The sequence below is a fragment of the Flavobacterium psychrotolerans genome (genome assembly GCF_003097635.1).
In the GTDB taxonomy this organism is placed as follows: Bacteria; Bacteroidota; Bacteroidia; order Flavobacteriales; family Flavobacteriaceae; genus Flavobacterium; species Flavobacterium psychrotolerans.
The window spans coordinates 17,284-38,253 of record NZ_QCZI01000017.1 but is presented as its reverse complement, the minus strand read 5'-3'; the positions used below and the strand labels follow the sequence as shown (position 1 = coordinate 38,253).

Annotated in this window: 19 protein-coding genes; 16 read left to right on the top strand and 3 right to left on the bottom strand. The window is 35.8% G+C overall.

The genetic code is table 11. The features are described 5' to 3' along the window. Positions 1-25 precede the first annotated feature (25 nt). The 7 genes from DB895_RS12100 to DB895_RS12065 all read left to right on the top strand — a co-directional run bounded on the left by DB895_RS12100 (position 26) and on the right by DB895_RS12065 (position 9,865). Entirely contained in the window at positions 26-2,428 is a 2,403-nt protein-coding gene (locus DB895_RS12100) for an alpha-ketoacid dehydrogenase subunit alpha/beta (RefSeq protein ID WP_116725628.1), read from the top strand. Between the two features lie 64 nt (positions 2,429-2,492). Further along, positions 2,493-5,390 carry an RCC1 domain-containing protein gene (locus DB895_RS12095; RefSeq protein ID WP_116725627.1) on the top strand — a complete coding sequence of 966 codons (2,898 nt, stop codon included), beginning with the start codon at positions 2,493-2,495 and terminating at the stop codon, positions 5,388-5,390. 368 nt (positions 5,391-5,758) lie between these two features. Further along, positions 5,759-6,229 (top strand): hypothetical protein, encoded by a 471-nt coding sequence (locus DB895_RS12085; protein WP_116725625.1) that lies wholly within the window; start codon positions 5,759-5,761, stop codon positions 6,227-6,229. A gap of 23 nt (positions 6,230-6,252) precedes the next feature. Continuing rightward, a complete protein-coding gene (locus DB895_RS12080) occupies positions 6,253-6,783 on the top strand; it encodes a hypothetical protein (RefSeq protein ID WP_116725624.1) in 531 nt (176 codons plus the stop codon). Between the two features lie 368 nt (positions 6,784-7,151). Next, positions 7,152-7,346 (top strand): hypothetical protein, encoded by a 195-nt coding sequence (locus DB895_RS12075; protein WP_116725623.1) that lies wholly within the window; start codon positions 7,152-7,154, stop codon positions 7,344-7,346. Positions 7,347-7,669: 323 nt separating this feature from the next. Further along, on the top strand, positions 7,670-8,770 hold the full coding sequence (locus DB895_RS12070) for an alkene reductase (RefSeq protein WP_116725622.1): 1,101 nt from the start codon (positions 7,670-7,672) through the stop codon (positions 8,768-8,770). A 33-nt stretch (positions 8,771-8,803) separates the two neighbouring features. Then, positions 8,804-9,865 carry a class I fructose-bisphosphate aldolase gene (locus DB895_RS12065; RefSeq protein ID WP_116725621.1) on the top strand — a complete coding sequence of 354 codons (1,062 nt, stop codon included), beginning with the start codon at positions 8,804-8,806 and terminating at the stop codon, positions 9,863-9,865. An 8-nt stretch (positions 9,866-9,873) separates the two neighbouring features. Here DB895_RS12065 and DB895_RS12060 read toward each other — a convergent pair whose 3' ends face one another. After that, entirely contained in the window at positions 9,874-10,479 is a 606-nt protein-coding gene (locus DB895_RS12060) for a 2,3-bisphosphoglycerate-dependent phosphoglycerate mutase (protein WP_116725620.1), read from the bottom strand. A 211-nt stretch (positions 10,480-10,690) separates the two neighbouring features. Here DB895_RS12060 and DB895_RS12055 point away from each other — a divergent pair, with 211 nt between their 5' ends. The 4 genes from DB895_RS12055 to DB895_RS12040 all read left to right on the top strand — a co-directional run bounded on the left by DB895_RS12055 (position 10,691) and on the right by DB895_RS12040 (position 13,863). Further along, entirely contained in the window at positions 10,691-11,485 is a 795-nt protein-coding gene (locus DB895_RS12055; protein WP_116725619.1) for an MlaE family ABC transporter permease, read from the top strand. 2 nt (positions 11,486-11,487) lie between these two features. Then, positions 11,488-12,267, top strand: a complete 780-nt coding sequence (locus tag DB895_RS12050) for an ABC transporter ATP-binding protein (RefSeq protein WP_116725618.1) — start codon at positions 11,488-11,490, stop codon at positions 12,265-12,267. A 5-nt stretch (positions 12,268-12,272) separates the two neighbouring features. Next, positions 12,273-13,250 (top strand): MlaD family protein, encoded by a 978-nt coding sequence (locus tag DB895_RS12045; protein ID WP_116725617.1) that lies wholly within the window; start codon positions 12,273-12,275, stop codon positions 13,248-13,250. A gap of 139 nt (positions 13,251-13,389) precedes the next feature. Next, a complete protein-coding gene (locus DB895_RS12040) occupies positions 13,390-13,863 on the top strand; it encodes a Dps family protein (protein ID WP_116725616.1) in 474 nt (157 codons plus the stop codon). 16 nt (positions 13,864-13,879) lie between these two features. On the opposite strand, the gene DB895_RS12035 is transcribed toward DB895_RS12040, so the two are convergent. Both DB895_RS12035 and DB895_RS12030 read right to left on the bottom strand, forming a co-directional pair. Further along, on the bottom strand, positions 13,880-14,476 hold the full coding sequence (locus DB895_RS12035) for a hypothetical protein (RefSeq protein WP_116725615.1): 597 nt from the start codon (positions 14,474-14,476) through the stop codon (positions 13,880-13,882). A 67-nt stretch (positions 14,477-14,543) separates the two neighbouring features. Further along, entirely contained in the window at positions 14,544-15,035 is a 492-nt protein-coding gene (locus DB895_RS12030) for a cytochrome c oxidase assembly factor Coa1 family protein (RefSeq protein ID WP_116725614.1), read from the bottom strand. A 376-nt stretch (positions 15,036-15,411) separates the two neighbouring features. On the opposite strand from DB895_RS12030, the gene DB895_RS12025 reads away from it, so the two are divergent. The 5 genes from DB895_RS12025 (at position 15,412) to DB895_RS12005 (ending at position 20,967) form a co-directional block, all read left to right on the top strand. Further along, positions 15,412-15,885 (top strand): Dps family protein, encoded by a 474-nt coding sequence (locus tag DB895_RS12025; protein ID WP_116725613.1) that lies wholly within the window; start codon positions 15,412-15,414, stop codon positions 15,883-15,885. A 39-nt stretch (positions 15,886-15,924) separates the two neighbouring features. Next, a complete protein-coding gene (locus DB895_RS12020; RefSeq protein WP_133242674.1) occupies positions 15,925-16,188 on the top strand; it encodes a hypothetical protein in 264 nt (87 codons plus the stop codon). Between the two features lie 327 nt (positions 16,189-16,515). Beyond that, the gene (locus DB895_RS12015) at positions 16,516-16,983 is read left to right on the top strand and encodes a hypothetical protein (RefSeq protein WP_116725611.1); all 468 of its coding nucleotides are present in this window, start codon (positions 16,516-16,518) and stop codon (positions 16,981-16,983) included. Positions 16,984-17,243: 260 nt separating this feature from the next. Then, the gene (gene mgtA, locus DB895_RS12010; protein WP_116725610.1) at positions 17,244-19,760 is read left to right on the top strand and encodes a magnesium-translocating P-type ATPase; all 2,517 of its coding nucleotides are present in this window, start codon (positions 17,244-17,246) and stop codon (positions 19,758-19,760) included. 136 nt (positions 19,761-19,896) lie between these two features. Beyond that, entirely contained in the window at positions 19,897-20,967 is a 1,071-nt protein-coding gene (locus DB895_RS12005; RefSeq protein ID WP_116725609.1) for an AI-2E family transporter, read from the top strand. Positions 20,968-20,970: the final 3 nt, after the last annotated feature.

The window sequence follows — 20,970 nt, the reverse complement described above, 5'->3', positions numbered from 1 at the left end:
TTCATAAAGCTATAATTCTAATTTTATGATACAGGCGGAAACCAATGCGACACTGACATTTGAAGATTTCAAAACAGAAGTATTAAATGATTATAAAATTGCCATTACAAGCAGAGAATGTAGCCTTTTAGGAAGACGCGAAGTCCTTACGGGAAAAGCAAAATTCGGGATTTTTGGTGACGGAAAAGAAGTACCACAGTTAGCCATGGCAAAAGCCTTTAAAAATGGCGATTTCCGTTCGGGATATTACAGAGATCAAACGTTCATGATGGCGATTGGCCAAATTACTGTTCAACAATTTTTTGCAGGTTTATACGGTCATGCCGATGTTAATCATGACCCAATGTCTGCCGGTAGACAAATGGGTGGACATTTTCAAACACATAGTTTAAACGATGATGGCTCCTGGAAAAACTTAACCAAACAAAAAAATTCTAGTGCCGATATTTCGCCTACAGCAGCGCAAATGCCCCGATTGTTGGGTTTGGCTCAAGCATCAAAAATATACCGTAATGTGGAAGGAATTGACTCCTCAAACTTCTCGGTTGGTGGGAATGAAATTGCATGGGGAACCATTGGAAATGCCAGTACTTCCGAAGGAATATTTTTTGAAACCCTAAATGCTGCCGGAGTTTTACAAGTGCCGATGGTTATGAGCGTTTGGGATGACGAATACGGGATTTCGGTTCACGCCAGATACCAAACCACCAAGGAAAGCATTTCAGAAATATTAAGCGGATTTCAACGTGACAAAGGGTCAAACGGATTCGAAATTCTTAAGGTAAAGGGTTGGGATTATGCCGATTTGGTAGCTACATATGAAAAGGCGGCTAAAATTGCCCGCGACGAACACATCCCCGTTTTAATACATGTAAGTGAATTAACGCAACCCCAAGGACATTCTACTTCGGGATCCCATGAACGATATAAAAATGCGGAGCGTTTGGAATGGGAACGCAATTTTGACTGTATCAAACAAATGAGATCATGGATGATTTCTAATGGTATTGCAACAGAAGAGGAAATAAATGAAATAGAAACCAAAGCAAAAAAAGTTGTCCTTGATGGAAAAAAAGCGGCTTGGGAAGCCTTTGTTACTCCTTTCAAAAACGAAAAAACAGCGCTTGTGGAATTGCTGGAAAAAATAGCAACCACATCCGTAAATAAAGTATTTATCCAAAAATATGCTTCTGATTTAAATTCCATAAAAGAACCAATTCGTAAAGATATCATCATGACTGCTCGTAAAGTTTTACGAATGGTGGTAACCGAAAATTGCAAAACAGAACTTTCAAAATGGATTGCCGACTATACCAATAAGATTCAGCCCAAATTCAGTTCTCACCTGTTTTCTCAATCAAATAATACCGCTCTTTCCGTAAAAGAAGTACTGCCCGCTTATGAAGAAGATGCCGAAGATGCAGATGCTCGCGTGATTTTACGAGACAATTTTGACGTTATTTTCACCAAATATCCACAAGCGTTAATTTTTGGCGAAGATGCCGGAAATATAGGTGATGTAAACCAAGGGCTTGAAGGCATGCAGAAAAAATACGGAATTCTTCGTGTTGCCGATGTAGGCATACGGGAGGCCTCCATAATAGGCCAAGGAATTGGCATGGCAATGCGAGGGCTACGACCAATTGCCGAAATTCAGTACTTGGATTATCTATTATATGCCATACAAATTTTGAGTGATGATTTGGCCACTTTACAGTACAGATCTCATGGAAAACAAAAAGCCCCTTTAATCATTCGTACACGAGGCCATCGTTTAGAAGGTATTTGGCATTCTGGTTCACCAATGGGAATGATAATCAACGCACTTCGTGGAATTCATGTTTTAGTACCCCGAAACATGACAAAAGCCGCTGGTTTTTATAACACCTTGTTAGAATCTGACGAACCCGCATTAGTGGTGGAATGTCTAAACGGGTATCGTTTTAAAGAAAAAATGCCAGCCAATTTGGGTGAATTCAAAACCCCAATCGGAGTGGTAGAAACCATACTGGAGGGAGACTCCATTACATTAGTTTCATACGGATCTACGTTGCGTTTGGTGGAGCAAGCCGCAAGTGAACTTTTGGAGATTGGTATTAATTGTGAAATCATCGATATCCAATCCCTATTGCCCTTTGACATCAATCATGATATTGCGAAAAGCGTAATGAAAACCAATCGTTTGCTGGTTATTGACGAAGATGTCCCAGGTGGCGCATCTGCCTATATTTTACAACAAATTCTTGAAGTTCAAAACGGATATGATTATCTAGACAGTAAACCTCAAACGTTGGCATCAAAACCTCATCGGCCAGCTTATGGAACGGATGGGGATTATTTTTCAAAACCTTCCATCGAAGATATTTATGAAAAAGTCTATGCCATGGTGAGTGAAGCAAGCCCAAATCAGTACCCGAGTTTGTATTAGAAACCAATTTCTTTTTAAAAATATAAGCCTAAAAAGTATTTACAGATTTTTAAAACAAAAACTTATGAAAAAACTTATATTTTTATTGTTTGTTATGGCACATGCTGCAACGTATAGCCAAACCACAGTCTTATTAAAAGATATAGATCCGGGGATGGGTAACGGCAGTCCCAGTGGCCTTACTAATGTAAATGGGGTCTTGTTTTTTGTTGTGTATCAAAGTACCGGGGGCTCCAGTATAGATATGACGCTCTGGAAAAGCAATGGTACAGTCTCAGGTACTGTGGCTGTCAAAACAATTTCATCGTCAACCGGTCAAGGAGCCGGGGATTTTACAAACGTAAACGGGATATTGTATTTTTCTTTTGCAGAAGCCCTTTGGAAAAGTGACGGAACAGCCATTGGCACAACTATAGTAAAAAGCTCTCCTGTCATCTTCAATCTGGAAAATTTAAATGGTATATTGGTTTTTGATTGTCAAGACCCTGCCACAGGAATAGAATTATGGAAAACAGACGGAACTGTTGCTGGTACGTCTTTGATAAAAGACATATATCCTTCAAATCAGATAACTCCGGTTCCTCCTTCAGTATCGACAAATATCAACGGCACTTTGTTTTTTGCAGTAGATGACGGGATAAACGGAAAATCATTATGGAAAAGCGACGGCTTCACGGCCGGAACCGTGCTAGTGAAAAATGTGAGTCCGATGGAATACAATTTAGGGAAAATCTTTTTAGAAGTAAACGGCACTATATATTTCACTGCAACCGAAAGCGTCAATGGTCTTGAATTATGGAAAACTAATGGAACGACTGCAGGGACAACCTTGGTAAAAAACATTACTGCCGGAGCTTCTGATAGTCAATTAGCAGACTTTACGAGTTATAATAATCGACTTTATTTTACCTTCGTCAATTCATCAAACAATAAAGAGTTCTGGAAAAGCGATGGTACAGCAACGGGAACCCAACTAGTAAAACAGATTCCGAACAGCACTCCCGAAATGAATATATATGATAATCCTGCGATGATTGCTGTAAACGGAACCTTGTTTTTTTACACTCAAAATAATGTAAGTCTGTTGTACGAATTATGGAAAAGTGACGGGACAACATTGGGTACAAATTTCGTGAGTAGTTTCGCATATCCAATCAGAGATTTACAAAATTTCAACAACGTTCTGACTTTTACCTCATCCGAATTATGGAAAAGTGACGGAACTGCAGCAGGAACCGTACAAATTTCAAATATTCATCCCGGACAAAATGCTTTTGCAACCGATTCAACACCTGTAAATACCAATTTATTTTTTAGCGCCACCAATTGGTTTTATGGAATGGAATTGTGGATATATGGCTCTGCTTGTGCACCTGAACAGCCTGGTGAAATTACCGGAAACACAACGGTCAACCAAGGTGCCACCGAGACTTATACTGTTGCTTTAGTCCCTGGTGCAACGAGCTATACCTGGACCTTACCCGGCGATTGGTCGGGAAATTCTACTACCAATTCTATCACTGTTGTGGTCGGAAATGAAGGAGGAGGCTCCATATCAGTAAGCACGGCCAATGATTGCGGCGTGGGTGGTTACAGCTGGATTTCAGTATCAGTGGGAGCTCCTTTGCAAACACAAACAACCAAAAGAATTATTGGCGCAGCTGCCCACGGGCTCTTCATTTGTGGAACTGGCAGTGTAATGGCATGGGGACAAAACGTTTATGGACAGCTTGGAAATGGAACCAACGGTGCTGCAACAGATTCCACAATACCGGTTTCGGTGAACACTATTGATGGAGTTACGGCCGTTTATGGAGGCTGGGGATGGAATACGGCATTGAAAAATGACGGGTCGCTTTGGTCTTGGGGCTCTAATTATTCCGGTACTCTTGGTAACGGAACCAATACTGATACCAATAGCCCACAAATAATAATACCCTCTGGAGTAATTGCCGGGGCAGCTTCGCCTTCGGCAAGCAGCTCACTTGCACTCAAAAATGATGGTACAGTTTGGGCTTGGGGCACTAACACTAATGGCCAACTCGGAAATGGAACCTCCGTCTCTACCAACACGCCTGGTCAGGTTAATACCCTCACAGGTATCACTGCCATTGCAGTAGGTGGAGAACACTGCTTTGCTATTAAAAATAACGGTACGGTTTGGGGATGGGGAGATAATTTATTTGGACAATTGGGCAAAGGAGACAACATTTATACTCTTACTCCCTTGCAAATAAATTCACTGACGAATGTTACAGCTATAGCTTTATCATCCGATAGCTCTATTGTTCTAAAAAGCGACGGCACTGTTTGGTCATTTGGAAGTAATTACAATGGCGAATTAGGAAATGGAAATTTCACATCAAGCAATATCCCCATCCAGATTACTTCTCTTAGTGGCATCACTAGTATTTCTGCCGGAAATAATTTCTTTCTTGCATTGAAAGGTAACGGTACAGTATGGTCTTGGGGAAGAAATAATAGTGGACAGCTTGGTATTGGAAGCAAAATAAACAGCAATATTCCTGTACAAGTAAGTTCCCTGACAAATATTGTGCAGATTTCTGGGGGTGGCGAGTATTCTCTTGCATTAAAAGATGATGATACTGTCTGGTCATGGGGAAGTAATGGGGCGGGACAGCTAGGAAACGGAAATTATTCCCAAAGGACAACTCCTGGGCTGGTGAATGGTTTATGCTTCGGTTTAGGTATCAATGAAAATGAGATAGCCAATACTATTTCGATTTATCCAAACCCTTCAAATGATTTCATTGTAATTGAGAACAAAAATGACGAATTAAATTCAGCGTATGTTATTCTAAATTCAATTGGCCAAAGATTATTATCTGGTAAATTAATTGGAGAAACTACAAAAGTTTATTTAAACTCATTGTCCTCTGGAATTTATTTTATAAAGATTGGAGAAACTGGAAACCAATCGTTTAAATTGATAAAAAATTAAACTAAAAAAGACTTTGATATAATTTATAGATTGCAAATTATTATATCTTAGATTAATTCCAAGCAGTAAAAGAAGTTGCTAATAGAAGATATTTATAAAAAAGTCTATGCCATGATGAATGAAGCAAACCCAAATCAAAACCCGAGTTTGTACTAAAATAATGTTTGCATAAAATTGAAATCCAAATCCATCTAGATTTCCCCAAAAAAAATCATAAACTTTGGTTAAAATACAACTCCAAATGTTAATTGAAAAAAATTGAAACAATATTGTTTACAACTAGTACGTTAGGAAATTAAGTGATTCGGAATTGATTTTTAAAGATAACCCGAATCAAAACCAAGTATTATAAATAAATAGTATAAAAGATGAAAAGAGTTATTTTCCTTTTAAGTTTGTTGATGCTACTAGGATGCAAATCGAAAAATGTGATTCAAAAGCCAATCGAAGCAAATATTATAAAATTGACCCTCTCCCTAATAGATGAAAAACAAAAAAGTAAGACTTTAGAAATAGGAAAACGGGTATTGATGACTTGCAACATATCCAAGTTCAAACCTTTTAATTCAAGTGAAGCAACACCATCCGTAATTAAGAATATGACCCAAGATCGATTGACCAAAACCTGTTTGAAATTCCGATTAAAATATGGCGATTTTAAAGACCTCCAATTGGTAGAAGCTTTTAAGAATAACGAGGATAAGAACGTCATTTTTCGTTATAAAGCTCTATATGAAAAGAAAATAGCCAATAAAGAACTTCGGATATTTTTAAACGAAAAAAATCAGGTTTCAGCCATAAAATCATTTGATTGGGTAGATACGTTTACCAACAAATAACTTACAATAATAAATCTGTATTCATGAATCTTAAAGTCCTGATTTTTCTATTGTTTATAGTCACAATTTCTGCAACGAGTCAGGAACAAATTATTATAAAAGGTTTAAAACAATATCCCGCTACCAGCTCTTGGAATTTTATTTGCGAAAATTATGCTTTATCGGGTCTTGCCAACATTCAAATTGCAAAAACGGAAAAAGGCGGAGTATTAAAATTAGCCGTCGAAACTACTAACCCATCGTTTACTATTGCAGGAACCGTTTATGTTTACTTGATTGACAATAGCATCATTACATGTTCTGACAAAGGAATTCGGGAAAATATTGGAAATCAAATCATTTCTTATTATACATTTTCAAGCACAGAGATAAACAAACTTAAAACTACCGATATCCAATCTATTCATTTCAACATCAAGGGTATTAGTAACAAATTTAATAGCCAAATAGGAAATTTCACGGCCGTAAATCGAAAAACATACTTTTCGACTGCTTCAGACAAAACGAAAAAAAATTATGCTACGGCGTCGGAAATTTCCACTTTATACCAATAGCAATTCTGAAGATACCAATCTGTTTTGAATCTAAACAATATATTATTCTAATGCAATCTACACCGTGAAAATAATTCCAATTATTTAGAGATTATTTGTATTTCCGGTGTTATTTAAATTTCAAATAACCAAAATAGCCTTTTCGTAAAACTACAAATTCCCCGATGCTCAAGGTGTGAATGATATAACTTTTATTGGCAATTCTATAACTCTTTTAAGAGACAATTAAAATACATTTGAATACAATTATAACATCCCTAAAAGGGTTAGAACAATTCATGTCATGTATTCATTATCCAATAAATTAGACCTTAAAACAAATAAGTTCTCAAATCAATTTTACACGAACAAATCTTAAAATAAAAATTATGAATCTAAAAAGAATCTTTGGGGCATTACTCACTGCCCTTGGTATTGGTGGCCTTATCTATACCGCAGTATTATTTTCTGGTGCATCAGCCCAAACAAGTGTTATTAAATCGATCATCATTTTCGGTGTTCTTGGTATCGTTTTTTTCGTTTCCGGAATCAACTTGATTCGTACAACAAAGGACGAATCATAAAGTAGTATTCTGCCCTTCACATTCTAATACAATTATTGCTCAATATTGCTATTGCTATGCAATAGGAGATACATTGTCTGTAAACTTCATTTACCTCTATTCCTGTTTGAGTGACAAAAAAACACTTCTTCATTTCATAGCACCATTTTGCAATTGACGCATTGTTTAGTGGGAACCTACATTGATAATACTAACTAAAAAAATGTGATTTTAAAATGGTATAATGCTTATTTAGCGAGCAATACATTATTTTTATTACCATTTTAAATCCGTAAGTCATTAAATATAATTAACTTTATATGAACTTTTAAGACAGAGAAAACATGAAAACTTACGAATTATTCACTTCAAAAAAAGTGGGTGTCATCGAAATAAAAAATAGAATTGTGATGGCGCCAATGACCCGATGCAGAGCAATTGATAATGTTCCTAATGAACTGATGATGGAATATTACAATCAGCGTTCCAACGCTGGATTAATCATAACTGAAGGGACGTCACCATCCCCTAACGGTCTTGGATATGCCAGAATTCCAGGGATATTCAGTGAACTCCAGGTAAAAGGTTGGAAAAAAATAACAACAGCAGTCCATAGTAACGGAGGTAAAATAATTGTTCAGTTAATGCACTCCGGAAGAATTAGTCACCCCTTAAACATGCATAAAGATGCCCATATTCTTGCTCCATCTGCAGTAAAAGCGGCGGGACAAATGTGGACCGACATAAAAGGGTTACAAGACTTTGTTGTTCCTAAAGAAATGACTCCACAAGAAATTTTACATGCCCGAACAGAATATGTTGCCGCAGCAGAAAATGCTTTATTTGCAGGATTTGACGGTGTCGAATTGCATTCCGCAAATGGCTATTTATTAGAAGAATTCCTTTCACCGGTAAGCAACACCCGAACCGATAGTTATGGAGGAAGTATTGAAAACCGATGCCGTTTTGTAATCGAAGTCGTTGCTGCCGTTGCAAATGCAATTGGAAAAGAAAAAACAGGCATTCGTTTATCCCCTTATGGAGTTGCCAGTGATATGCCGCACTACCCCGAAATAGATGAAACCTATGATTATTTGTCTAAAGAACTCAACAAACTGGACATTGCTTATATTCATCTTGTGGATCATTCTGCCATGGGAGCACCCCCTGTTCCTTTGGAAATCAAAAAAATGATTCGGCAAAATTTCAAAAATACCTTGATCCTTTGCGGGGGATATGACAAAGAAAGTGCCGAAGCGGTAATTGAAAGCAGACTTACAGATCTGGTGGCTTTTGGACGACCGTTCATCAATAATCCCGATTTGGTGGAAAGATTTAAAAATAACTGGCCACTATCAGAAGATCTTAATATGGATTTATTTTATACCGCCGATGAAAAAGGATATACTGATTATCCGCCCCATAAAGTTTTACAAAATATTTAATACAGCTCCGAATATTCTAAAAACAACCCTAAAATGGAAGATCTAACTCAATTGTTAAACCTATTAGGCAGTGATAAAGACTCCTTATTAAATCATGTTTGTGAAACCATTTCAAAAGATCAAATTCATGTCCCTACTCCTTTTCATATTGACTCTCATTTTCTGCAAAGCAATCGAAACGGGCAAACTATTCGGAGTCTGACTCAACTTTACCAACATGGTCGGCTTTCGGGAACGGGGTACCTATCTATTTTACCTGTAGACCAAGGCATTGAGCATACTGCAGGGAGTTCATTTGCTCCAAACCCCATTTATTTTGATCCGGAAAACATTGTGAAATTGGCCATCGAAGCGGGTTGTAATGCTGTGGCCTCTACCATGGGTGGCTTGGCGATGCTTTCGCGGAAATATGCGCATAAAATTCCATTTGTGGTCAAAATCAATCACAACGAACTGTTGACTTATCCTAATAAACACGATCAAATTATGTTTGGTAGCGTGCGAAACGCTTGGAATATGGGTGCAGTGGCTGTTGGAGCTACCGTTTACTTTGGCTCCGCCGAATCAGACAGGCAGATTATGGAAGTTTCAAGGGCTTTTGAAGAGGCACATCATTTAGGCATGGCCACTATTCTTTGGTGCTATTCCAGAAATGATGCCTTTATAAAAGACGGAATCGACTACAATACTGCAGCTGATATTACAGGACAAGCCAATTATTTGGGTGTTTCCATTCAAGCAGATATCATCAAACAAAAGTTGCCAACTTGCAATGGAGGTTTTACTGCTATCAAATTTGCCAAAACTAATCCTGATATGTACACCAAATTAGCCAGTGACCATCCCATAGATTTATGCCGCTATCAAGTGATGAATTGTTATTCTGGGCGCATTGGAATGATCAATTCAGGCGGGGAATCAAAAGGCAAAACCGATTTGGCGGAGGCCATAAAAACCGCCGTAATAAACAAACGTGCCGGAGGAGCCGGAATGATTATGGGACGAAAAGCCTTCCAGCAACCCTTTGTCGAAGGCGTAGAACTTATAAACGCCGTGCAAGAAATCTACCTATCTAAAGAAATTAATTTAGCATAATCATTTATTTACAAATACTTTACACTAACTATCCTTAAGTTATTATCTAAATTATAAAGTCTTGGGGTTCCCGTAGGAATGTTCACTTTCGCTATGGTCGTCGGGCTAATGTTTTCCAAATACATCATCAATGCCCTGAGACAATTGCCGTGGGCGACTATCAAAACATTTTTTCCGGCTTTTAGCTTTGGCTCGATTTCTTGTCTGTAATACGGAACGGTTCTTTTGTAAGTATCTTCTAGGCTTTCTCCATCCGGCGGGTGAGTTTTATAACTTCTCCTCCAGATTTCAACCTGATTGGCGCCATATTTTTCTGCAGTTTCTGCTTTATTTAGCCCTTGCAAGCTTCCGTACATTCTTTCGTTTAAAGCTTCGTTTTTTATAACCGGGATATCGGTTTGCTCTATTTCTTCTAAAATTATCCTCAAGGAATCCTGTGCCCTTTTGAGCATAGAAGTATAGGCAATTGAAAACTTATACCCTTTCAATTTTGCTCCTGCCTGTTTCGCTTCTTGTTCCCCAAAAGGGGTGAGCGCCACATCCAGATATCCCGTAAAACGGTTCTCTAAATTGTAGATGGACTGTCCATGCCGAATAAGCGTTAAAAGAGCCATTCTTTTTTAATTAATTTAATGACATACAAATTACAAAAAAATACCATAAACTACTGAATTAAAATGTAATATAATCGAAACAAGCGTCAATCGTGTAACTTATTTTTGTAAATTTATACTGCTTTTTGGTGGAAATTAATCCGTCTTTAAAGAGATTTTTATATGAACGAATAATGAGACAGAGTGGTAATTTAATAGAAACTTCCCTAAAATGAATACTATCGACTCAAAGAAATATTTTTTTTCAAAAGGAATCGATTCCTATCTGGAAGGTGTTTATAAGGGCTATCAGTTTACCATTCGTTTTTTTAAAGAAGCCTTTGTACTTCCTTTTCACTGGCGAGAAATCATCAATCAATGTTTCGAGATTGGATTAAAATCGCTGTCCTTAATAACGCTGACCGCCTTTATTGTAGGAGTGGTTTTTACAAAACAATCACGCCCATCGCTGGAAAATTTCGGGGCGGTTTCCTGGCTCCCTTCCTTAATTGGCATCGCCATCGTGAGGGCTTTGGGACCACTGGTAACGGCACTTATTTGCGCCGGAAAAGTGGGGTCCAGCATTAGTGCCGAACTGGGTTCCATGAAAGTAACCGAGCAAATTGAGGCGATGGAAGTCTCCGCAATCAACCCCTTTAAATACTTGGTAGTAACCCGGGTAATCGCCACAACAATTTCCATACCCATACTGGCACTATATTGCAGTTTTGTAGGATTGATAGGTTCGTTTTATAATGTTCATAACCAAGAAGCCACCAGTTTTGAAATCTTCTATAAAAATGCTTTTTCAAATATTTCATTTCTAGACATTTTTTCATCAGTAACCAAATCCATTGTTTATGGGTTTACCATTGGGATTATAGGCTGTTACAAAGGCTATTTTGCCACACAAGGAACCCGGGGCGTTGGTAAGGCAACCAATCAGGCGGTAGTACTTGCCATATTTGCAATCTTCTTTGAAGAAGTTATAATTGTACAAGTTGTCAATTGGATTCGATATTTCTGATCATGGAAAAAGGCAAAAAACAAAATAGTGTAAACAAAGAAGAAACGGTTATAAAAATTAACAGATTGTATAAATCCTTTGATGAACTGGAGGTTTTAAAAAACGTGAACTTAACTGTTTACAGAGGTGAAAATGTGGCAGTACTTGGCAAATCCGGTTCGGGAAAATCGGTATTAATAAAAATCATTGCGGGTTTATTAAAACCCGATAAAGGGGAAGTAACGGTGCTAGGGAAAACCGTTGATAAAATAAGCGGAAAAGAACTGGATGAACTTCGATTGCACATGGGATTTTCATTTCAAAGCAGTGCCTTGTATGACAGTATGAGCGTTTATAAAAATTTGGCTTTTCCGTTAATCATGAATGTGAAAAATCTAACCCAAAAGCAAGTGGACACCGCCGTGGAAGAAGCCTTGGAAGCAGTAGGCCTTGAAGATAAAATAGACGAGCTTCCCGCTGACCTTTCTGGGGGGCAACGCAAGAGGCTGGGTATTGCCCGCACTTTGATTCTGAAGCCCGAAATAATGCTCTACGACGAACCCACATCTGGTTTGGATCCCATTACGTGTGCCGAAATCAATACGCTCATCATTGAAGTTCAAGAGCGATATAAAACCAGTTCAGTTATCATTACTCACGATCTTACCTGTGCGAAGCATACCTGTGACCGCCTTGCCATGTTGATAGATGGGGCTTTTTTAAAAATAGGAACATTTGAAGAAGTTTTAAACACTGATGAGGAACAAATAAAAAAGTTTTTTGCCTATAATTTTATTCAATAAATCTCATGAACGAATCATCAAATAAACGCGCTGTAATTGTAGGCTTCTTTATTTTATTGGGACTGGTATTTCTAATTGCTGGAATTCTTATGGTGGGTGATTTGCACGAAACGTTCAGAAGAAAAATGCAGCTCATTTCCTCATTTGATAATGTGAATGGGTTACAAAAAGGTGCTAATGTTTGGTTTTCTGGTGTCAAAATAGGAACGGTGGGCAGCATCAACATCGACAACAAAACCCATGTTTTGGTCCGTTTAAATGTTGAAAGAAAAGCCCAAAACTATATTCATAAAGATGCCAAGGTCAAAATAAGCACCGATGGACTTATAGGAAATAAAGTCATCGTTATTTATGGTGGCACTGAAAAATCTAAAGCCGTGCAGGAAGGAGACACTTTAGTTGTTGAAAATTCATTTTCTACAGAAACCATTTTGACTACTCTACAGAAAAACAATGAAAACCTTTTGGCCATCACAACGGATTTCAAATCGATAATCAAAAAAATGACTACAAGCGAGGGAACAGTAGGGAAATTATTGAACGACAATACCTTATACAATAACATCAATTCTGTGGCGGTATCGCTCAACGACGCTTCCGCAAAAGCACAAAAATTGATACATTCCCTTAATGATTTCAGCTCAAAACTGAATAAAAAAGGTACTCTTGCCAATGAATTGGTAACAGACACGATTGTTTACAGTTCGATTAAAAAATCGGTTTTGCAATTGCATCAAATGACCGAAACGGCCAATGTATTTGTGAATAATCTCAAAGAAACCAGTGGCAATCGTAACACGACAATTGGCATTTTGTTGCACGATGAGGAAGCAGGTTCCAATTTGAAAAAAACCATAAAAAACTTAGAAAGCAGTTCCGAAAAACTGAATGAAGATTTGGAGGCAGTTCGACACAATTTTTTATTGAAAGGCTATTTCAGGAAAAAAAATAAAGAGGCTAAAAAAAACGACTCAAAAAAATAAATCAAAATTATTTAGATTCCCCTACTCCACATTAATGAATTTTAAGAATCATTTATATAATTATTACCCATTGAATACAAGGAACTTACGAATATTTTTTCGTAAATTTATGTAGATTTAAATTTAAATTCAGGAAATTATGAAACCACAAATTGGAATTACAGAAGAGCATTTAAAAGAAAGTATTTCCTATCTTTCTTCCATTTTAGCAAATGAAATGACTTTGTATATCAAACTCAGAAAATTTCATTGGAACGTGTCCGGCGAGAGCTTTATGGAACTCCACAAATTATTTGAAAGCCAGTACAAACAACTGGAAGAATCTATAGACGAAATAGCGGAACGTGTCAGTAAATTAGGAGGAAATACCATTGGAACCATGGAAGAATTCTCTGGTTTAACCATTCTTTTGGAATCCCCAGGCAAGTATCCTTCCCAAGCAGAAATGCTTAGAGAATTATTAGAAGATCATGAAACCGTTATTTTTCAACTGCGAAACGATATTGAGGTATGTACCAAAAAAATTGGTGATGCTGGTACAGCCGATTTCTTAACGGGATTGATGGAAAACCACGAAACCATGGCTTGGGTAGTACGAAGATATTTGAGTTAATATTAACTGTAATACTTTAATTTTCAATCATTTTGTTAATTTTCGGCTGGATAATCCATATTCCTATTGGGTAAAACCAAATCATTAAAAACTCTCCTGCAAAATCAGAAAAACTCACTTGACGCTGTAATTCAACAGTTTTGTATGTTTTTGCTACAAAATATAATGAATAGAAAATGCAAAACATTGAAAATAAATGTAATGGTATTATAATTACAACAAGACTTATGATTAATCCAACGCTTGGGGCTTTTCCGCTTTCCATCATTCCACTAGCGGCCACGCCAATAAATATTGAAATCAGAATTAAATATATCAACGGAATAAAAAAGAATATTTTAAATTTTTTGACTTTCATTTTTACATTTTCGGGAACTTTACTCTGTAGTCCAATAGCCATAGACCAAAACCAACCAAATTGTGTTGCTAGGAGAAGAATCATGATTATTGGAAAAAACATCATATAATTAAACAGGAATGAAACGTCAGAATTATTTCCATTACCGATATTTGCAAACATAGCTATCATCAGTACCACTTGAAAAAGCATTGGTATTCCAAAGGTTAATAAGAATAATTGCCAATGCTTTGCTTTTAAGAATTTTTCAGTCATAGTCGTTATTATGTTTAGATTTGTGTTACTGTTTATAATTAGAGTTTCATTGTCGGAAGGTTTTGTTTTAAGACTGAATTAGCCTATTTTTTTTTGAATTTTCACTATTTTTTTTCTCTATTGTAGCTTTTAAAATTTGGATTTCTTCTTTGGGATCTTTAACTCTTATGTTTATTTTTTTATATCCCCATTCTGATCCATTTTTATCAGCTATAATATCCATTTTTCCTTTTCCTTTGCTTCCCTTTATTCTTACGGATAATTCAACTGAATTATTGTCGTTTGAATAAATTGCATTTCCTTCAAAAAGTGCTAATTTATCAATCGGTTCTATTTCTCCAATAACTTCGAGAACTCTTTGATTAGTTTTTGCTTTTTCAATTGCTTTTTCATAAAGTGCAGTGTCAGAATACGCTTGAGCAATATCAGTTATATTTCCGTCGATACTTGAACTCAAAATTAACCCAAATAGAAACAAAAAGATTATTGTTAAAGTTAGTATTAACCATTTCCAATTTCTTTTCCACCAACTTTTCTCAACTATTAATTCATTATCCATATTTTAAATCTTGATTTTTTTTAATTATTTTTTTACAGAATTTTGATTCATACAGTTCTCCAACTCGTTATATATCTGTCAGATATCATCCTTTTCATTTGCTAATATATAACTATTTTATTACAAATCATCAATAGCGCTTTTGTAAAAAGGTCATTTTAAATAGCAATATAGACAAGCTGAAATAAAGATGCCAAATCATAAAAAGTGATAATATTGTAACTCCTTTAAAAAGTTATGTAACATTAAACCTCAAACTGTTTCCCATCTTTGCAGTATCAAATTTTTATTTAAACCCTTCTTTTCTTATAAACTAAAAGATACGAATTCAGAAAAATTCATTGGAAGAATCTAAAATAAATACAATTCGAAAATTATGAAACCACAAATTGGAATATCAGAGGAACATTTAAAAAAAAGCATCTCAATTCTTTCTTCTACTTTAGCAAATGAAATGACTTTATACGTTAAAACAAGAAAATTTCATTGGAATGTATCCGGCGAAAGTTTTATGGAACTCCATAAATTATTTGAAGCCCAATACAACCAAATGGAAGTATCCATTGATGAAATAGCGGAACGCATCAATAAATTAGGCGAAAAAACCATTGGTACAATGAAAGAATTTACGGAGTTAACCATCATCAAAGAAACTTCAAATCAGTATCCATGTCAAAAAGAAATGATTCAGGAATTGTTGGGCGATCATGAAACTGTTGTAATTCAGCTACGTAAAGACATTGAAAGCTGTGCTGATGAAAATAAAGATGCAGGAACTATCGATTTTTTAACAAAATTAATGGAACAGCATGAAACAACGGCATGGATATTAAGGCGATATTTAAGCTAATTAACTAGGGAATCAACCTTAATAAATTCAAAAATGGAAATGAAAAAATTAGAAATCTTAACAGCTGCAACAAACGATAGTAATTGCAGAGTGGGCAAAACAACCAAAATAATTCTGGAAGAAAACACAAAAAACGTTTTTAAAGATTCTATAAAATCCATTAAAGAATTAAATGAGAATATCCCGTTTTTTACTGATGCGGAAAGAATGATATCTTCTGATGTTGAAAAATATATAAGTACTATAAAAAATCTCGGAAAAATAAATTTTTTCTCGATAATGCATGCTTTGCAAACGCTTTAGAAAATGATGAATTCTTTTTATTAGAAATATTTTTCATGCCTAAGAACTCATAAAAACTTAGTTCTTGCAAAAAGAAAATAATGAAATTTAAAACAATATTAATTAGGTTTTTTTGTATGTTGAGAGAAGGGTTGTCTTAAATGACAGCCTTTTTTTTATAAATATACCTAAAAATTCAAATCGTAAAATTATGCGAATTATATAACTTAATTCTAAAATTGTATAATTCATTTGTTTTAAAAAAAAATGACCTTTAAATGTTATAAATAATTAATACTATTGTTTTTTACCTACACTTTTATAAAAAACTATTTAAGGAAATCATACATGAAAACATCAAAAAAAGTTGAGGTTTCAAAGAAACATTCCATAGCGGATTCGATAGAAATTACGGCTAACATTTTTGAAATAAATTCCAGTGAATCAAAATTCACCCCTGAAGAAAAAGAGCTCTTTATAACTAAACAAGAAAGACCGATACGCATTAAAAAACAAAATAAAATTATTTATGAAAAATATCTTACCGCTATTATAACTGCCAAAATTCCTATTGAAGGAACGGTTATTATTAACGGTCACAACAATACTATTGGAGAACAAAATCAAAATTTGTCTTTGGTTTCAGCAAATGAAGTGAAAACCATTATTGAAAAAATTTTATTGAAATCCGGTAGAACCGATGTGATATTTGAAGTAAATACTTTTGATAAGGATTTAAAAATATTTTCTTATGATAATTTATTTCAAAAAGATCGTTATTATAACCAAACCGTTGTGATTAATATTGTTGCCTAAAAATAAAATTCTCAAAATTCAGATTGCAAATACCACAAAAAGACAGGAGTAAAATCCTGTTTTTTTTTTATTTTACAAAAGAATGCTCTGACGAATAGTGACATTATTGACGGCGGTAGTTGAGAATTAACCAATTAAAAATGTGAAATATAGATTCACTTATTGAAAATTTATTTACTAATTTATTTGTAAATTTGGGTATATAAACATTTGTTTTCATCTCGATGGCTGGATTTCATAATCTATTATAAATTCATCTTATGCAAACCTCACCAACAGTCAATTTTTGGCAATTTGATACCGCCTATTGGTTTCAAAAACTAAACAGTTCCAATAAAGGGTTGTCTAAAACAGCTGTTGACAAAATTCTCAGTCAATCAGGGCATTTAAAAAAAACCAAGTCCGTTTTTAGAAGAGATACCTCCCTTTTCTTAGGACAATTCAAAAGTCCATTAATGTTACTCCTTATTGGTGCCGTTTTGTTGTCGGCTTTTCTGGGAGACACGTCAGACGTGTTTATTATACTCTTTATTGTTTTGTCGACGGGCTTGCTCAGCTTTTTTCAGGAAAGAAATGCAAGCCGATTTGTTGAAAAATTACAATCCATGATTGCCTTGAAAAGTAAAGTTGTGAGAGATGGTCAGGAGCAGGAAATTTTTTCGTTAGAAATTGTATCGGGTGATATTCTTGTATTGAAAGCGGGCGATATGTTACCGGCTGACTGCCTGATTCTTGAATCTAATGAATTGCATGCCAACGAAGCCAGCTTAACGGGAGAATCCTATCCCACTGCGAAACAAGCTGGTGTTTTAGATTCCAATATCGAACTATCTAAAAGAACCAATTGCCTTTGGGAAGGAACTAATATTGTTAGTGGCACCGCAAAAGCTTTGGTCATTAATACTGGAGAAAATACTATTTTTGGTAGTATCGCCAAAAGTGCTTCCACCACGGTAGAAACCACATTTGAAAAAGGGATCAAAGACTTTGGTTTTTTCCTGATGAAAATCACCTTGGTGCTTTCGCTCTTCATTCTGGTAGTGAATTTACTCAATCACAAAAGCGTCATTGAATCTGCTTTATTCGCATTGGCTTTAGCCGTAGGAATGGCACCCGAATTGCTTCCCGCCATTACCACCATTGCCATGAGTGCTGGGGCTAAACGAATGTTGAACAAAAAGGTTATTGTTAAAAAGCTGGCTTCTATTCAGAATTTAGGGGAAGTAAATTTATTATGTACCGACAAAACGGGAACCATTACCGAAGGCTCTATTAAAGTGGCGGGAACGGTGGATGGTTTAGGAGTTGAAAATGAATTTGTGAAAGAACTGGCTTATTGGAATGCAAAATTCGAAACGGGTTATGCCAACCCCATTGATGAAGCCCTAAGACATCTTATAATAGAAACAAAAATGAAAGCCACCAAGTTTGGAGAGATTCCTTATGATTTCATCCGCAAGCGAATTAGTATTGCCGTTGCAGCCGACAAGGATAAATTGCTGATTAGTAAAGGAGCTTATAATCAAATCGTATCCATTTGCAACAAAATAAGATTAAGTAACGGAACCTTAGAGAATATTGTCGTCCATAAAGAGGAAATCGCAAAAAAATACGAGCAATTCGGTATTGATGGACTGCGATCTATAGGAATTTGCTACAAGAATATTGATGCTAATGCCATTTCAAAAGAAGACGAAAATGATATGATTTTTGCAGGCTTCATTTTGCTGCAAGATCCTGTTAAAGCTGGCATTACAGAAACTATATCCGAATTGAAAAAGCTACAAGTTCACCTGAAAATAATATCGGGAGACAATAAAAATGTGGCAAAATCTATTGCATTAAATATCGGAATTAGTGATCCTGTGGTTATGACAGGACAAGAACTTTTCAGCGTGAGTCCAGAAGCATTGAAACATTTGGTACGGAAAACGCATATTTTTGCCGAAGTAGAACCCCAACAAAAAGAGCACATCATACAAGCATTGCGAAAAATATACACTGTTGCTTATATGGGTGATGGCATTAACGATGTATCGGCTATTAGCGCGGCAGATGTTGGAATATCTGTAGAAAACGCTGTTGATGTGGCCCGTGAGGCCGCTGATTTTGTTTTGATGGAAAAAGATTTGATGGTGGTGGTGGACGGTATTAAGGAAGGGCGAAAAACTTTTGCAAATACCCTGAAATACATTTTCATAAATACAGGATCCACTTTTGGCAATATGTTTAGTGTAGCTATTGCTTCTTTAATTCTGCCGTTTCTTCCGATGTTACCAAAGCAAATTTTGCTGACCAATTTCATTACGGATTTTCCCTATCTTACCATAGCTTCCGACAATGTTGACCAAGAACAGCTAGAAAGACCCGGCAAATGGAATTTGAAACTCATCCGAAACTACATGGTTATTTTCGGGATACACAGTTCCATTTTTGATGTGATTACCTTTCTGACGCTTCTATATGTCTTAAAAGTAAAAGAATCGGCCTTCCAAACGGCTTGGTTTGTAGAATCAATACTTACTGAGTTATTCATACTATTTATCATTAGAACCCATAAAAATTTCTTCAAAAGCCAGCCCGGAAAATATCTTTTCATTTTGAGCATTTTAGGATTATTTTTAACCCTGACGCTTCCTTATGTTCCTTTTGCAGACCAAGTGGGACTAACTCCCTTGCCGCTCCTTAATTTAGGCATAATGCTGGTTATTGTGGCAAGTTATATTCTTACGGCAGACTTATTAAAAGTTTGGTTTTTTAAGAGACATAGAAGTTAAGCTTTTTAATACCATAAAAAGAGTCATTTATGCCGTATACAATATGTTTTTTATTCTGAAAAACAAACAGTTAACTGTAACTTAGGAGATAATTTTTTATATTTATAGTAGATTTATTTAAAATTCGGAAAATATCATGGTACAAATTTCAAATAACAAATTTTCTGCGCTTAAGATACTTCAGTATACCGTACTTCTCTCCTTGATACTTTACTTCGGAAAAACGCTTTTTATTCCTTTAAGTTTTGCCATGCTTATTAGCTTCATTCTATACCCTATTTGCAAATGGATGGAACAAAAAGGAATAGGCCGAGGCGTTAGCATCTTTATTTCTCTTTTTTTTGTAACTCTTTTTTTCGGCACCATTATATATTTATTGTTTAAGCAAGTGACTGAATTTTTGCAGGAATGGCAGATGCTCGAAATAAAGCTTTTAGAATCCCTATCTCAATTAAGTGCTTTTCTGACGGAGCAATTTGGCGTAAGTTCTGAAAGGCAACTGACATTTCTTAAAAATTCCGTCAACAACTCCGGAATGCAAGCTATTTCAATATTGCAAAGCACAGCCTATTCCTTTTCTGAATCTCTATTTTATCTGTTGATGATTCCTGTTTTTTCTGCCCTTATCCTATTCCACCGTCAAATGTTGGTGAATGCTTTATATCAATTTTTCCCTTCAGACAGAAAAGGAATCATCCACGAAATTCTGCTTGAAACCATTCAGGCTTATTATAATTTCATCAAAGGAATGGTCATCGTTTATTTGATTGTCGGGATTTTAAATAGTATCGGACTCGCCATTATAGGTGTTCCCCACCCCATTTTGTTTGGATTTATAGCGTCCATATTAACCTTTATTCCCTATATCGGAATTATGACATCTTCTCTTTTGCCAATTGCCGTTTCATGGATTACGTTTAATTCCATTTGGTATCCACTTGGTGTTATAGCAGTTTTTTCCATTGTTCAAGCGTTAGAAGCCTATATTATATTCCCATTTGCAGTAGGTAGTCGTTTAAAAATAAATACTTTGGCAATTATAATTATGGTAATTGTTGGTGGCATTTTATGGGGTGGAGCCGGAATGATCATATTCATTCCGTTCATTAGTATCTTAAAATTAATTGCCGACCGAACCGAAAGCTTAAAAACAGTGTCTTTGCTATTGGGAGATGGAAAAATTAAAAAAGAGACCCCAGAATTTTAATTC

Excerpts from the sequence above, each read along its gene's own strand:
- DB895_RS12100 (WP_116725628.1), top strand. The coding sequence starts at position 26 with ATGATACAGGCGGAAACCAATGCGACACTGACATTTGAAGATTTCAAA.
- DB895_RS12095 (WP_116725627.1), top strand. The coding sequence starts at position 2,493 with ATGAAAAAACTTATATTTTTATTGTTTGTTATGGCACATGCTGCAACG.
- DB895_RS12085 (WP_116725625.1), top strand. The coding sequence starts at position 5,759 with ATGAAAAGAGTTATTTTCCTTTTAAGTTTGTTGATGCTACTAGGATGC.
- DB895_RS12080 (WP_116725624.1), top strand. The coding sequence starts at position 6,253 with ATGAATCTTAAAGTCCTGATTTTTCTATTGTTTATAGTCACAATTTCT.
- DB895_RS12075 (WP_116725623.1), top strand. The coding sequence starts at position 7,152 with ATGAATCTAAAAAGAATCTTTGGGGCATTACTCACTGCCCTTGGTATT.
- DB895_RS12070 (WP_116725622.1), top strand. The coding sequence starts at position 7,670 with ATGAAAACTTACGAATTATTCACTTCAAAAAAAGTGGGTGTCATCGAA.
- DB895_RS12065 (WP_116725621.1), top strand. The coding sequence starts at position 8,804 with ATGGAAGATCTAACTCAATTGTTAAACCTATTAGGCAGTGATAAAGAC.
- DB895_RS12060 (WP_116725620.1), bottom strand. The coding sequence starts at position 10,479 with ATGGCTCTTTTAACGCTTATTCGGCATGGACAGTCCATCTACAATTTA.
- DB895_RS12055 (WP_116725619.1), top strand. The coding sequence starts at position 10,691 with ATGAATACTATCGACTCAAAGAAATATTTTTTTTCAAAAGGAATCGAT.
- DB895_RS12050 (WP_116725618.1), top strand. The coding sequence starts at position 11,488 with ATGGAAAAAGGCAAAAAACAAAATAGTGTAAACAAAGAAGAAACGGTT.
- DB895_RS12045 (WP_116725617.1), top strand. The coding sequence starts at position 12,273 with ATGAACGAATCATCAAATAAACGCGCTGTAATTGTAGGCTTCTTTATT.
- DB895_RS12040 (WP_116725616.1), top strand. The coding sequence starts at position 13,390 with ATGAAACCACAAATTGGAATTACAGAAGAGCATTTAAAAGAAAGTATT.
- DB895_RS12035 (WP_116725615.1), bottom strand. The coding sequence starts at position 14,476 with ATGACTGAAAAATTCTTAAAAGCAAAGCATTGGCAATTATTCTTATTA.
- DB895_RS12030 (WP_116725614.1), bottom strand. The coding sequence starts at position 15,035 with ATGGATAATGAATTAATAGTTGAGAAAAGTTGGTGGAAAAGAAATTGG.
- DB895_RS12025 (WP_116725613.1), top strand. The coding sequence starts at position 15,412 with ATGAAACCACAAATTGGAATATCAGAGGAACATTTAAAAAAAAGCATC.
- DB895_RS12020 (WP_133242674.1), top strand. The coding sequence starts at position 15,925 with ATGAAAAAATTAGAAATCTTAACAGCTGCAACAAACGATAGTAATTGC.
- DB895_RS12015 (WP_116725611.1), top strand. The coding sequence starts at position 16,516 with ATGAAAACATCAAAAAAAGTTGAGGTTTCAAAGAAACATTCCATAGCG.
- mgtA (WP_116725610.1), top strand. The coding sequence starts at position 17,244 with ATGCAAACCTCACCAACAGTCAATTTTTGGCAATTTGATACCGCCTAT.
- DB895_RS12005 (WP_116725609.1), top strand. The coding sequence starts at position 19,897 with ATGGTACAAATTTCAAATAACAAATTTTCTGCGCTTAAGATACTTCAG.